Origin of the sequence: Actinomadura luzonensis (genome assembly GCF_022664455.2) — a bacterium.
GTDB classification, from domain to species: domain Bacteria; phylum Actinomycetota; class Actinomycetes; order Streptosporangiales; family Streptosporangiaceae; genus Nonomuraea; species Nonomuraea luzonensis.
In genome coordinates, this window is sequence record NZ_JAKRKC020000001.1 from 3,468,471 (window position 1) to 3,481,222 (window position 12,752).

The following is a 12,752-nucleotide window of genomic DNA, read 5'->3' on the forward strand; positions in this document are numbered from 1 at the left end:
TTTGTGCTTCCATGCCGCTTACCGGGTTAGCTGACGGGTTCGGGCATTGGAAGCTGCCCTACGGCGCGGCTGAGCGCCGATTCACCCCGATGAGATTGGGTCCCCGGTTCCGCGCGACGGCGGATTCAGCGGCCGCGGGCATTCGTCGCCCGGCGGTGGGAGGGTGTCGAACATGGCGTCGTCTCCGCGACGCTCACGGAACTGTACAACACGCCTCTGACCTGCGTCATTCCCGCGTCATGAAATCCCCATGAGGCCGGGCGGAGGTCACGTGCGGACATGCCGCGGTCACGGGCGGGTCCTGCCCGCCTTCCCGCGTCATGAGACCCACGCGAGGGCGGGCGGAGGTCACGTGCGGGCATGCCGCGGTCAGGGGCGGGCTTTGCCCGCCAGGATGTGGAAGGAGGAGGCGGTGCGGGCGGCGAGGCCGAGGTGGGCGGCGCGGGCGTGCGGGTTCATGCGGTGGGGCGGGCCGTGGTCGTGGTGGGCGGGGTGCCAGGCGATGGCGACGGCGGTGTTGTTGATCCAGGAGCTCATCGCCTTGTCGTACGGGGGAGTGAAGTCGTAGCAGCCGGTGGCGCGGCCGCCAGGGTCGTGGGCGAGGATCATCCAGCCGGGGGAGCGGCGGTTGAAGTCGTCGTACTGGTAGAAGCAGGCCCACGACGAGGGGCAGGCGGCGGGGCCGGAGACGCGGCGGGCGACGTACCAGGGGGCGGCTCCGGGCAGCGGGTCGGCGGCGACGGTGAGCCCGTCGGCGGCGGCGACCACGGGCGGCACGAGCGCCGGGCGCGGCAGGTCGTGCAGCACGATCACGGCGGCGGTGGCCGTGGCGGCGGCGAGCGCGGCGGCGGCCTGGCCCAGCCGCCGCCAGGGCCGGGCGGCCCGCCGGGGAGCGGGGGCGTGCTCACCGGCGGCCCGCTGCCGCATGCGTTCCCAGGCGCGCCAGCCGAGCGGCCAGTACGGCACGACGGGCCCGTACCGCCAGACCCGGTCCTCCAGCGCCCGCACCAGGAACCGGAACGCGACCGGGTCGGCGGGCACCTCCGTGCCCGACAGCCAGGCCGACAACGTGGCGAGCGTCAGCCTGACGGGGGGCCGCTGCCGCCGGGCGAGGTCGGCCAGCAGCCGGCAGGACGGCCGCCCGGCCGCCTGGTGCAGCCGCCGCAGCTCGCGCGACAGATGGCTGCCCGCTTCCCCCACGACGCCTCCCCTGCGTAATCATCCGGTGACGTGAGGTGACGATATACCCGCGCTGACCTGAGCGGACGCCGTTCCGCCGCACCCCGCGACACTCCCGCCCGCCCGGCTCTTGCCCTTCGCTGCACAACAGTGCAGTCTGTTGTTTAGGTGAGCAGCACACTGCACGAACGAACAAGGGAGCATGGATGGCCGCCGCCGCACCGGACCCCGAAGACCTCACCGCCCGGGCCCGCATCAGGGACGCGGCGGTCAGGCTGTTCGGCGAGCTCGGCTTCGAGCGCACCACGTTCCGGGCGGTCGCCGCGATCGCGGGCGTGGCGCCGTCGCTGGTCCGCCACCACTTCGGGTCCAAGCAGGGGCTGCGCCAGGCGTGCGACGAGCAGCTGATCAGGATGCTGCGGCGGCTCGACGCCCGGGTCGAGGCCGACGGCATGCGGGCGGCCCCCGACGTGCGGCCCTCGGCGCTGGGCCCCTACCAGCGCTACCTCGGCCGGGCGCTGAGCGAGGGCGCGGCCGGGGCGCTGTTCGACGAGTTCGTCCGCATCCACGAGCGGTGGCTGGCGCAGGCCGACGCCGCCCGGCCCGACGAGCCGCAGGCCGACCTGCGCGCCCGCGCCGCGGTGCGGACCGCGATGACGCTGTCGATCGCGGTCCTGCACGAGCACGTCGCCCGCAGCATGGACGCCGACCTCACCACCCCCGAGGGCGAGGCCCGGCTGCTGCGGGCGCTGCTGGAGGTCCACTCCCATCCGCTGGTCACCCCGCGCGAGGCCGCCGCGGCCCGCGAGGCCCTCCACCGAGGAGAGACGCCATGAACAAGATCGACACCGCTTTACACGGCATCAGGAACAGCGCCTTCATCACCCTCTACGGCCGCTGGCGCGACAGCCTCGACCCGCACCCCATCCTGGGCGACCCCTGGGCGGCCCGCCTCGTCGACCGGCTGGACTTCGACTTCTCCCAGTTCACCCAGCTCAACTACGCCCGCTTCACCCTGGCCGCCCGCACCCGCCTGCTCGACGACTGGACCCGCGCCTTCGTCGCCCGCCACCCCGACGCCGTGGTGCTGGACGTCGGCAGCGGCTTCGACAGCCGCGTCTTCCGCGTCGACCCGCCGGCCGGCTGCCTGTGGTACGACGTCGACTTCCCCGACGTGGTCGCGCTCCGCGACCGGCTCTACCCGGAGCGGCCCGGCCGCACCAGCATCGGCGCGGCGCTGGCCGACCCGGACTGGCTGGAGCGCGTCCCCGCCGGCCGGCCGGTGCTCGTCGTGGCCGACAGCGTCCTGATGTTCCTGCCGGAGCAGGAGGTGCGCACGTTCCTGCGCCGGGTCGTGGACCGCTTCCCCGGCGGGGAGGTGCTGTTCACCGCGTACTCGTCGCTGGCCAAGAAGTGGGAGAGCAGGAAGGGCAGCGGCCCGTTCTTCCCGCAGAACGACATCACCGTCCGCTGGACCTACGACGGCCCCGCCGACCTGGCCCGCATCGACGAGCGCCTGCACCTGGTGGAGCGGCGCAGCCAGACCGAGCTGCGGCTGCACCGCGGCGCGCCGCTGTACGACAAGCTGTTGTGCGCCTTCGTCAACCTGTACCCCAAGGCGCACTACGCGGGGGTGACGATGCGTTACCGGTTCGGGGAGGCCGCGCTCAGCCCCAGGTGAGCGGGTCGAGGTGCAGGTAGAAACGCAGCCGGCCGGGGTCGAGGGTGATGCCGTAGCGGGCGGCGAACGCCTCGTCGGCGCGGCGCGCCTGCTCCTGGCCGGTCCAGGTCTCCCTGGCGTTGGTCAGCAGCAGCGCGAGGTCGGCGTACGGGTCGGCGCGGCCGAGCCGGCCGAGGTCGACGAAGCCCGACACGCGCAGCGTGCGCGGGTCGACGATGATGTTGGGCAGGCACAGGTCGCCGTGGCAGACGACGGCCTGCTCGGCCTCCTGCCGCCGGCGGCGGCCGAACTCGGGCCGCAGCCGGGCCAGGAGCCGCGCGGGCGGCACGTCGCGCTGCTCCTCGGGCAGGAAGTCGGGGTTGACCGCGCCGCGCGCGACGACGTCGGCGGCCTCCGCGGCCATGACGTCGAGGCCGCGCTCGAACGGGCAGGCCCGCGCGGGCAGGTCGTGCAGGGCGCGCACGGCACCGGCGATGGCCTCCCACGCCTGCCACAGCCGCCCGGCGGGCAGCCGGTCGGCGGGGACGCCCGCGACGGCGCTGGTCACCAGGCAGGCCCCGGCGCCGGCGGTGACGTGCCAGCCGAGCACCCGCGGCCCGGGCACGCCCTGCCCGGCGAGCCAGGCGACGCGGTCGCGCTCGCCCGCCAGCTCGCCCTCCCGGCCGCCGGGGACGCACTTGGCGTAGCGGGAGCCGTCGCCGGAGCGGAACACCCCGGCCCCTGACTCGCCGCCGCCGACCGGCGTCCAGTCCTCGCCCGCGGGCAGCAGGGCACGGCAGGCGGTCACCGGATGATCATACCCGGGCCGGCCGCACCCGCAGGACCGCGCAGGACCGCGCAGGACCGCGCCTGACCGCGCCTGACCGGGGCGAAGGCGGGTAGCGGGAAGATCATGGGGGAACTGGCCATCGCGGTGATCGGGGTCGGGCCGCGAGGCCTTTCGGTGCTGGAACGGCTGCTGACGCGGCTGGCCCGCCGGCCGCCCGCCGGCCGGGTGACGATCTGGGCGTTCGATGCCGTCGGGCACGGCGGCGGCCGGGTCTGGCGCACCGGCCAGCCGCAGTGGCTGTCGGCCAACACCACGGCGGGTGAGAGCACGCTGTGCTCGCCGGACGGGATCCTGCCCGCCGCCCGGTTCGCCACGATGGCGCGCTGGTCGGGGCTGGAGCCGGGCGCCTACCCGGCGCGCCGCCACTACGGCACCTACCTGAGCGAGGTGTTCGAGGCGTTGTGCGCGGCCGCGCCGCCGGGGGTGCGGGTGCGCAAGGTCACGGCCGAGGTCACCCGGCTGCGGCGCACGGCCGCCAGGCTGCGGCTGGTCGCGGGCGGGCGGGCGTACCGGGTGGACAAGGCGGTGCTGGCCACCGGGCACGGCAGTGTGGAGCCCGACGAGCGGCAGCTCGCGCTGCTGCGGCACGCCGAGGAGCACCGCCTGCGCTACGTCCCGCCCGGGCTGGCGGCCGAGATGCCGCTCGAGGAGCTGCCGCCGCGCGCGGAGGTGGCGGTGCGCGGGTTCGGGCTGACGTTCTACGACGTGCTGCGGGCGGTGACGCTGGGCCGCGGCGGCCGGTTCGAGCCGGGCCCGGCCGGGCTGCGGTACGTGCCGAGCGGCGACGAGCCGCGCCTGCTGCCGCTCTCGCGCGGCGGCGTGCCGTTCCTGGCCCGGCCCGACGTGCCGGACTTCCCCGCCCCGCCGGTGCGGCTGCGCGTGGTCACCGAGGAGCGCCTGCGGGCGCTGCGCGCGGACGCGCTGGCCGCCACCGGCACGCCTCAGCTCGACTTCGCCCGCCACGTCGAGCCGCTGATCCAGCGCGAGGCCGACCTGGCCTGCCCGGACGGGGCCGCGCGGCCGCTGTCCGGTTTGGCCCGCCCCTTCCGCGGCCGCCGCTTCGCCTGCCCAGGCGGCTACCGCGACCGGCTGGCCCGGCTGCTGCGCGAGGACGCCCGGCGGGCGCGCGGCGGCTGCCCGGACGGCACGGTCAAGGCCGCCACCGAGATGCTGCGCGTCATCCGGCCGCTGCTGCCGCAGGTCGTGGACTTCGGCGGCCTGCTGCCGGGCTCGCACCGCGACTTCCTGGACCGGTTCGTGCCGGAGAGCTTCGTGCTGTCGGCGGGCCCGCCGGCCGAGCACGTCGAACAGCTCGCGGCGCTGCTGGAGGCCGGCATCGTGCGGCCGGTCGGCCCGGCGGCGGTGGCCGCGCCCGGGCCGGGCGGGTTCGTGGTGCACTCGCCGCAGGTCGCCGGCTCGCGGCGGGTCACCACGGCCCTGCTGGAGGCCCGTTCCCCGGCCCGGGACCTGGCCAGGGACGCCTCGCCGCTGGTCCGGCAGCTCCTCGCGGACGGCATGATCAGCGAGTTCGTCAACGTGGACCCGGCGTCCGGGGAGCGGTTCCACGCCGGCGGGCTGGCGGTGACGCGGGCTCCGTACCGGGTGCTGGACGCGCTCGGCCGGCCCGACCCCGACATCCACGCCCTCGGCGTGGCCACCAACCACACACGCTGGTTCACCGAGGTCGGGACGGCCCGGCCCGGCCAGGACAGCCCGTTCTCCGGCGACGCCGACGCGGTGGCCGCCGCCCTGCTGGCGGGCGGCGTTTGAGCGGTGACGCCCCGGGCAGCGGGTAGCCGGGTATGTCATGGGGATCACCAGGGGGTGAAGTGCCGGCGTTCGAGCTCCGCGAGCCTCGCGCTCGGGTCCGTTCTCGCGAGGGGAGGGCGTGATGCGCCTGCCGCCCGCGCGCGGCCCCATCACGGCCGAGCTGTTCGCTCACCTGGCCGGGCCGGCCGGTGAGCTGGATCCGCCGCTGGTGACGCCGCCCTGCACCCGGGCGCTGGAGGACGGCGACCTGCAGCTGGCGCTGTTCGCCTGCTACGAGCTGCACTACCGCGGTTTCGACGACGTCGACGACCGCTGGGAGTGGCAGCCGTCGCTGCTGGGCTTCCGCCGCGAGCTCGAACGCTGCCTGGAGGCCGCCCTGGCGCACGCCGTCCCGCGGCCGGCGCCGGTGCCGCCGCACCAGGTGCGGCGGGCGCTGAAGGAGCTCGTCGCCGACGACGAGCAGCGCGGCCCCGGCCTGTCGGCGTACCTGCAGCGCGAGGCCGACCTGGCCCGGTTCCGGGAGTTCGTCGCGCACCGCTCCATCTACCACCTCAAGGAGGCCGACCCGCACACCTGGGGCATCCCGCGCCTGCACGGCGGCCCCAAGGCGGCGCTGGTGGAGATCCAGTCCGACGAGTACGGCGGCGGCCGCGCCGAGCGCATCCACGCCGAGCTGTTCCGCACCACCATGACGGGCCTGGGGCTGGACGCCTCCTACGGCGCCTACCTGGGCCGGGTGCCGGGCGTGACGCTGGCGGTGTCGAACGTCATGTCGCTGTTCGGGCTGCACCGCCGGCTGCGGGGGGCGCTGGCCGGGCACCTGGCGGCGCTGGAGATGACCTCGTCGCTGCCGAACCGGCGCTACGCCACGGCGCTGCGCCGCCTGGGCGGCGACGCCGACACCGCGCGCTTCTACGACGAGCACGTCCAGGCCGACGCGGTGCACGAGCAGGTCGCCGCGCACGACCTGTGCACGGGGCTGGCGCTGCAGGAGCCGGCGCTGACCCGCGACATCCTGTGGGGCGCGGCGTGCGCGCTGGCCGTCGAGCGGCTGTGGGCGGGGTACGTCCTGGAGCGCTGGCAGCGCGGCCTCAGCTCCCTGGAGGACGACCCGGTGGCCGCCAGCCCCGCCTGACCGGCGGGGCTTCCCGCCGTCGCCCGGAGTCAGGCGGCCGGGCGCTGGTGGAGGTCGTGGGTGAGGTCGACGACCACGTCGGCGTCGGAGACGATGACGACGGCGTAGGTCGTGGCCGCCGACAGGGCGGGCCCGGCCAGCTCGTCCAGCGCCATCGCGCGGCTGCGCTGGGCGGGGACGATCGTGCGGTACGGGCCGAGCGGGGTGTCGCCCTCGGCGCAGAAGGTGAGCTCGACGCCGGCGGCGCGCGGCCCGGGGTTGGACAGGTGCAGCCGGTCTCCCGGCACGCAGCCCTCGGTGACCGCCATCTTCTCGCTTCCGATCGACGTCCTCATGCGCGCCTCCCGTGTCCTCGTGCCTGAGGTAGTGCCGCTACCCACACAGGCCCGGCTCTATCCGGTGTCCTTGCGGGGCAGGTCATCAGGCATGGCAACCGAAACGGGGCGCGGGCACGACCCGGGACCGTCGGGAGGTCCGGGAGGCTCCCCGCTCGGCCGCATCCTGCGGGGCGGCCTGGCCGCGCTCGGCAGCATCAGGAGCCTGGGGCTCGGCCGCTGGCTGCGGATGGAGCGCGAGGAGCTCATCCAGACGGTCAAGGTGACGGGGGCGTGCGTCCTGTCGTGGTGGCTGGCGGCGTACGTGCTGAGGCTGGAGCTGCCGGTGCTGGTGCCGATCGGGGTGCTGCTGACGGTCTCGGCGACCGCGTACGGCACGCTGGTGCGCGGCGCGCAGCAGGTCGGCGCGGTCGTGGTGGGCCTGGGGGCGGCGATGGGGCTGATCTGGCTGATCGGCGTCAACGCGGTGACGCTGGCCGTGCTCGTCGTGGCGGGCCTGGTGCTGACCCGCCTGCTCAACCTGCCGGCGCAGAACGTGCAGATCCCGATCACGGCGCTGCTGGTGCTCTCGCTCGGCAGCACCTACGGCTTCGCCCGGCTGGCCGACGTGCTGCTGGGCGCGGCCATCGGCATCGCGGCGAACCTGCTGATCCTGCCGCCCCGCTTCGTCGAGCACGCGATGCGGGAGCTGTGCGAGCTGTCGGGCGAGCTGTCGGAGCTGGCCGCCGACATGGCGTACGGGCTGCGCACGCGGTGGGGCGGCGACCAGGCCGAGGACTGGCTGGAGCGGGCCAGGAGCCTGTCGCGGCGCCTGGAGGCCGGCAAGGAGACCACGGACCAGGCGGCGGAGTCGGTACGGCTGTCGCTGCGCCGCCGCCGCTACGACCGGCGGCTGCGGCAGGTGGCCGAGGCCGCGACCTGCCTGGATCACGCCTGCTACCAGTTGCGGGGCCTGGCCAGGGGGCTGGCGGACCTGGCGGCGGGGGTGCAGGGGCTGCCGGGCGAGGACGCCACCGGCCTGGCGCGGCCGCTGGCCGAGGAGCTGGAGGCGTTGTCGCGGCTGTTCGGCGCGTTCGGGCGGCTGCAGCTCGGCGGGCGCGACGAGGACCTGCGGGAGCTGCGGGCGGCGTTGCGCGACGCCGAGCAGCGGCAGGCCCTGTCGCGGACGATGTTCGAACGGGCGGGCGACGACCGGCTGCGCTCGTTGCAGGGGGCGCTGCTGGAGGAGTGCGCGCGCATCCGCCACGAGTTCGACCCCGACCACGGGCCGCACCGCGACGCCTTCCCCGGCCCGGCCTGACCGGCTCGCGGGCGGGCGCCGCTCAGCCGAGGTCGGGGTGCGGGGCGTAGCGGTCGGGGCGGACCAGGGCGTCGTCGCCGGCCATGAGGGTGTCGGTGTCGGTGATGCGCCAACCGGCCTCCAGCAGCGCGGGCACCAGCGGGCTGGTGCCCGGCACGGCCACTTTCCCGATCGCGCCGGTCACCTGACCGCCGGTTTGCCGGGCGGTTTCCCGGGCGGTTTGCCAGGCGGCGGCCAGGGCGCCGAGCACCGCGCGGGCGCAGCCGTGCGGGGTGTCGCCGCCGGCCGGCCCGATCACGACGTCCTCGCCGGCCCGGCGGGCGAAGGCGTAGGAGCCGCCGGGGGTGACGTGCGCGCTGACGCCCGGCTGGGCGGCGTACCAGGCGAGCGTGGCGGGCCGGGCGCCGCCGGAGGCGCGCGCGTCGGCGCCGGCCACCTCGCCGGCCACCTCCCGCGCGCTCGCCGGCCGGACGGCCCCGCCGGGCAGCGGCGCGAGCGGGCCGCTCAGGTAGAGCAGCGGCGTCCAGGGCCGCAGCCCGTGCCGGACGTACAGCGCCACGGCCCGGGCGTCGGAGGAGGCGAAGGTGACCTTCGGCCCGGGCGCGGCCAGCAGCCCCGCCAGCAACGCCCGCCCGACGCCGCCGGACTGGTGCTCGGGCAGCACGAACAGGTCGCCCAGGTGGGTGAGGCCGCCGCGCCGCAACGTCCCCCCGAACCCGACGGCGCCCTCTCCCTCGGCGCCCTCTCCCTCGGCGGCCCCTCCCTCTGTCGCGACGAGGAGCTCGCCGAACGCGCGCTCGGCGTCCAGGAAGTCGCTGCCGCCGGGCCAGCCGCCCAGCAGCCCGAACCGGTGGGCGATGCGCCGCACGGCGGGCATGTCGGCGTCACCTGCGGCCCGCACCGCCGGCCCCGGCCGCGCGTTCACCGGCCGCGCGTTCACCGGCCGCGCGTTCACCGGCCCGGGGCGGGCGCGTAGGCCCGCTCCCCGCGCCCGCCGGCGTCCTCCTGCGGGACGTCGTCGCGCACCTGCGCGGCGGTGATGGCGACGGTGGTGACGATGTCGGCGACCGTCGCGCCCCGCGACAGGTCGTTGACCGGTTTGCGGAGGTTCTGCAGCACCGGCCCGACCGCGACGGCCCCGGCGCTGCGCTGGACGGCCTTGTAGAGGTTGTTGCCGGTGTTGAGGTCGGGCACCACGAACACGGTGGCGCGGCCGGCGACCTCGCTGCCGGGCATCTTGGTGTGCGCGACGGCGGGGTCGATCGCGGCGTCGTACTGGATGGGGCCTTCGACGGGCAGGCCGGGGCGGCGTTCGCGGACCAGCTCGGTCGCCTGGCGCACCTTGTCGACGTCGGCGCCCGCGCCGGAGGCTCCCGTCGAGTACGACAACATCGCGATGCGCGGCTCGACGCCGAACAGCGCCGCCGTGCGGGCCGAGGAGATCGCGATGTCGGCGAGCTGGGCGGCGTCGGGGTCGGGGTTGACCGCGCAGTCGCCGTACACCAGCACCCGGTCGGCCAGGCACATGAAGAACACGCTGGAGACCAGCCCGAGGCGCAGCAGCTCGAACGCGGGCCTGATGGTGTGGGCGGTGGTGTGCGCGGCCCCGGACACCATGCCGTCGGCCAGGCCCTGGTGCACCATGAGGGTGCCGAAGTAGGACACGTCGGTGACGGCGTCGCGGGCCAGCTCGACGGTGACGCCCTTGTGGGCGCGCAGGGCGGCGTACTCGCGGGCGAAACGTTCGCGCAGCTCGGGGTCGAACGGGCTGACCACCTCGGCCCCTTCGACGTCGACGCCGAGCCTGGCGGCCTTGGCGGCGATGCGTTCGCGGTCGCCGAGCAGGGTCAGCTCGGCCACGCCGCGGCGCAGCAGCACCTCGGCGGCGCGCAGGATGCGCGGCTCCTCGCCCTCGGGCAGCACGATGCGGCGGCGGCGGGCGCGCGCCCGGTCCAGCAGCTCGTACTCGAACATCAGCGGGGTGACGACGTCGGTCCTGGCGATGGCCAGGCGCTGCAGCAGCACCTGGCCGTCGACGTGCTCGGCGAACAGCCGCAGCGCGGTGTCGATCTTGCCTTCGGCCTCGGGGGTGAAGCGGCCCTGCACGGCCGACAGGCGGGTGGCGGTGTCGAAGGTGTCGCGGTCGGTGGCGATGACCGGCAGGGGGATGACCATGCCGCGCAGCAGCCGTTCGACGGGGGCGGGCAGCTCGGTGCCGCCGGTCATGATCAGCGCGGACAGGGCGGGGAAGCCGGGGGAGACGTGCGCGGCGATCAGGCCGGGCAGCAGCGCGGCGGCGCGGTCGGAGGGGATGATGAGCGCGGTGCCCTCGGTGTAGCGGTCGAGGATGCCGGGCAGCGACATCGCGCCCACCATCAGGCCGCCGGCCTCGCGGCCGAGCCCGTCGCGCTCGCCCAGGAAGAACCGGCCGTCACAGGCCTGCACCAGGTCGGCGACGGTGGGGGCGCGCAGCGACGGCGTCTCGGGCAGCACGTACACGGGGGTGGGGTGCCCGGCGGCCGGCCCGTCTCCCGCGTGCCCGTCTCCTGTGTGCCCGCCCCCCGTGTGCCCGTCCTGGCGGGGGGCGGCGGCGGTGAGGCCGGGCTCGGCGCGGGTGACGACGACGGCCAGCTCGCGGGCGTGGTGGTGGGCGAGCTGCCGCGAGGACAGCTCGACGGCGGCGGCGACCTCGGCGGCGGTGCGGCCGTGCCCGCTGACCACGTTGAGGACGGGCGTGCCGAGGTCGGCGGCGAGCCGGGCGTTGAACTCGAACTCGGTCGGCGCGCCGACGTCGGTGTAGTCGGTGCCGACGACCACGACGGCGTCGCAGCGGGCGGCCAGCGCCCGGTAGCGGGCCACGATGTCGCCGGCGGCGCGCTCGGCGTCGGCGTGCACGTCGTCGTAGGTGACGCCGGCGCAGGCGTCGTAGGGCAGGCCGAGCTGGAAGCGGCTGCGGATGGTGTTGACCAGGTTGTCCTCGCGGCCGGCCCGCACCACCGGCCGGAACACCCCGACGTTGCCCACCTGGCGCGACAGCAGCTCCACCATGCCGAGGGCGACCGTGGCCTTGTTGCTCTCCGCCTCGCCCGCCGCGACGTACACCGCACGTGTCATGTGCCCCATTGTGGCCGGTCCTGGGGGCGCCTCGATCAGCGGGCGGGCGGGCGTCGCGGTCAGCGGGCGGCGACCAGCAGGCGGCGCGGCCGGTAGACGAACCCGTCGTCGCTCCACCGCACGCCGGCCAGGTCCTCGCGGGGCCGCAGCCCCGGCAGGCGGGTGACCAGGGCGCGGAAGGCCTCCTGCAGCTCCATCCTGGCCAGGTTGGCGCCCAGGCAGTAGTGGGGTCCGTGGCCGAAGGCCAGGTGCGGGGCGGCAGCGGTGGCGGCGGTGGTGCTGGTGCTGGTGCTGGTGGCGAAGCGGCGCACGTCGAAACGCTGGGGGTCGGTGAACACCTCGGGGTCGTGGTTGGCGGCCGACAGGTTGGGCAGCACGACGGCGCCGGCCGGGATGCCCGTGCCGGCGACCTCGGTGTCGGCGGTCAGGCGGCGCAGCATGCCGTTGCCGCCGGGGCCCTCGTGGCGCAGGATCTCCTCCACGGCCGCGTCGACCATGGCGGGGTCGGCGGCCAGCGCGCCGTACTGGCCGGGGTGGCACAGCAGCCGGTACGTCCCCCGGATGATCATCGAGGCGGTGGTCTCGTGCCCGGCCAGGATCAGCGTGAACACCATGTTGGTCAGCTCGTCCTCGCTGAGCCGGTCGTCCTCGTCGCGGGCGGCGATGAGCAGGTCGATCAGGTCGTCGCCGGGCTCGGCGCGGTGCCGGGCGATCAGCTCGCCGGCGTAGGCGAGGAAGGCGGTGTAGGCGGCGCCGCGCGCCTCGGCGCCGGCCTCGGAGGTGGACAGGAACGTCTCGGTCCAGCCGCGGAACTGCTCGAAGCGGTCCATCGGGACGCCCAGCAGCTCGCAGATCACCCGGGCGGGCAGCGGCAGCGCGAACGCGGCGACCAGGTCGAACTCGTCGCCGGCGGCGTCGAGCAGGCCGGCGGCGATGGCGGCGGCGCGGGGCCGCCAGCGTTCGACGTGGCGGGGGGTGAAGGTGCCGTGCAGGATGCGGCGGTAGCGGGTGTGGGCGGGCGGGTCCTGGTTGATCAGCGCGGCCGGGTCGTCGTCGAGGAACGTGCCGCGGACCATGCGCGGCAGGCCGGGCCGGCGCAGGTCGCGGCTGGCGGCGGGCGAGGACAGCAGGCTCCGCACGTCGCCGTAGCGCACGATCATGGGGACGCGGTCGCCGCTGGGCAGCGTCGCCGGCGCGGCCGGGGCCTCGGCGTGCCGGCGGGCCAGGTCGGGGCTGGGGGTGCCGTACGGGCCCGGCGGCAGGTCGGGCCAGGTGGAGCTGGTGGCGGGCTGCTCGGACACGGCGGCCTCCCGGTTCTCCCGGTTCTCGCGGGCTCGGTGGGAACGTACGAGACGGCGCGGCGGCGGTCAAGGCGGGCCAGACTCGTAGCACGGGGATCCCTTGCTGAC

At 75.9% G+C, this 12,752-nt stretch carries 11 protein-coding genes and 1 riboswitch; of the genes, 5 read left to right on the top strand and 6 right to left on the bottom strand.

The window, feature by feature from the left end:
* Nucleotide 1 precedes the first annotated feature (1 nt).
* A riboswitch (cyclic di-AMP (ydaO/yuaA leader) is annotated at nt 2-141 on the bottom strand.
* Nucleotides 142-369: 228 nt separating this feature from the next.
* Nucleotides 370-1,200, bottom strand: coding sequence for a hypothetical protein (locus MF672_RS16980; protein WP_247815266.1), 831 nt, complete (start codon nt 1,198-1,200; stop codon nt 370-372).
* Between the two features lie 185 nt (nt 1,201-1,385).
* Here MF672_RS16980 and MF672_RS51390 point away from each other — a divergent pair, with 185 nt between their 5' ends.
* Nucleotides 1,386-2,015, top strand: a complete 630-nt coding sequence (locus tag MF672_RS51390; protein WP_302893220.1) for a TetR/AcrR family transcriptional regulator — start codon at nt 1,386-1,388, stop codon at nt 2,013-2,015.
* A complete protein-coding gene (locus tag MF672_RS16990) occupies nt 2,012-2,860 on the top strand; it encodes a class I SAM-dependent methyltransferase (protein WP_247815267.1) in 849 nt (282 codons plus the stop codon). The genes MF672_RS51390 and MF672_RS16990 overlap by 4 nt, the downstream gene beginning before the upstream one ends.
* Here MF672_RS16990 and MF672_RS16995 read toward each other — a convergent pair.
* Entirely contained in the window at nt 2,847-3,647 is an 801-nt protein-coding gene (locus MF672_RS16995; RefSeq protein WP_242383652.1) for an APH(3'') family aminoglycoside O-phosphotransferase, read from the bottom strand. The genes MF672_RS16990 and MF672_RS16995 overlap by 14 nt on opposite strands.
* A 105-nt stretch (nt 3,648-3,752) precedes the next feature.
* Here MF672_RS16995 and MF672_RS17000 point away from each other — a divergent pair, with 105 nt between their 5' ends.
* Together MF672_RS17000 and MF672_RS17005 are read left to right on the top strand one after the other, a co-directional pair.
* The gene (locus MF672_RS17000; protein ID WP_242383653.1) at nt 3,753-5,459 is read left to right on the top strand and encodes an FAD/NAD(P)-binding protein; all 1,707 of its coding nucleotides are present in this window, start codon (nt 3,753-3,755) and stop codon (nt 5,457-5,459) included.
* Between the two features lie 121 nt (nt 5,460-5,580).
* Nucleotides 5,581-6,594, top strand: coding sequence for an iron-containing redox enzyme family protein (locus MF672_RS17005; protein ID WP_242383654.1), 1,014 nt, complete (start codon nt 5,581-5,583; stop codon nt 6,592-6,594).
* A 29-nt stretch (nt 6,595-6,623) separates the two neighbouring features.
* Here the strand turns inward: MF672_RS17005 and MF672_RS17010 are convergent, their stop codons facing one another.
* Entirely contained in the window at nt 6,624-6,929 is a 306-nt protein-coding gene (locus tag MF672_RS17010; protein WP_242383655.1) for a sensory rhodopsin transducer, read from the bottom strand.
* Nucleotides 6,930-7,020: 91 nt separating this feature from the next.
* Here MF672_RS17010 and MF672_RS17015 point away from each other — a divergent pair, with 91 nt between their 5' ends.
* Nucleotides 7,021-8,229 (top strand): FUSC family protein, encoded by a 1,209-nt coding sequence (locus MF672_RS17015; RefSeq protein WP_242383656.1) that lies wholly within the window; start codon nt 7,021-7,023, stop codon nt 8,227-8,229.
* 22 nt (nt 8,230-8,251) lie between these two features.
* On the opposite strand, the gene MF672_RS51395 is transcribed toward MF672_RS17015, so the two are convergent.
* Genes MF672_RS51395 through MF672_RS17030 form a run of 3 tightly spaced genes read right to left on the bottom strand, consistent with a single transcriptional unit; the run spans nt 8,252 to nt 12,644 of the window.
* On the bottom strand, nt 8,252-9,169 hold the full coding sequence (locus MF672_RS51395; RefSeq protein WP_302893221.1) for a GNAT family N-acetyltransferase: 918 nt from the start codon (nt 9,167-9,169) through the stop codon (nt 8,252-8,254).
* Between the two features lie 11 nt (nt 9,170-9,180).
* On the bottom strand, nt 9,181-11,343 hold the full coding sequence (gene pta / locus MF672_RS17025) for a phosphate acetyltransferase (protein ID WP_242375984.1): 2,163 nt from the start codon (nt 11,341-11,343) through the stop codon (nt 9,181-9,183).
* A 59-nt stretch (nt 11,344-11,402) separates the two neighbouring features.
* The gene (locus MF672_RS17030) at nt 11,403-12,644 is read right to left on the bottom strand and encodes a cytochrome P450 (RefSeq protein WP_242375985.1); all 1,242 of its coding nucleotides are present in this window, start codon (nt 12,642-12,644) and stop codon (nt 11,403-11,405) included.
* Between the last annotated feature and the right edge of the window lie 108 nt (nt 12,645-12,752).

Coding starts and splice junctions, on each gene's coding strand:
- MF672_RS16990 (WP_247815267.1), top strand. CDS start 2,012: ATGAACAAGATCGACACCGCTTTACACGGCATCAGGAACAGCGCCTTC.
- MF672_RS17000 (WP_242383653.1), top strand. CDS start 3,753: ATGGGGGAACTGGCCATCGCGGTGATCGGGGTCGGGCCGCGAGGCCTT.
- pta (WP_242375984.1), bottom strand. CDS start 11,343: ATGACACGTGCGGTGTACGTCGCGGCGGGCGAGGCGGAGAGCAACAAG.
- MF672_RS17005 (WP_242383654.1), top strand. CDS start 5,581: ATGCGCCTGCCGCCCGCGCGCGGCCCCATCACGGCCGAGCTGTTCGCT.
- MF672_RS51390 (WP_302893220.1), top strand. CDS start 1,386: ATGGCCGCCGCCGCACCGGACCCCGAAGACCTCACCGCCCGGGCCCGC.
- MF672_RS17015 (WP_242383656.1), top strand. CDS start 7,021: ATGGCAACCGAAACGGGGCGCGGGCACGACCCGGGACCGTCGGGAGGT.
- MF672_RS17010 (WP_242383655.1), bottom strand. CDS start 6,929: ATGAGGACGTCGATCGGAAGCGAGAAGATGGCGGTCACCGAGGGCTGC.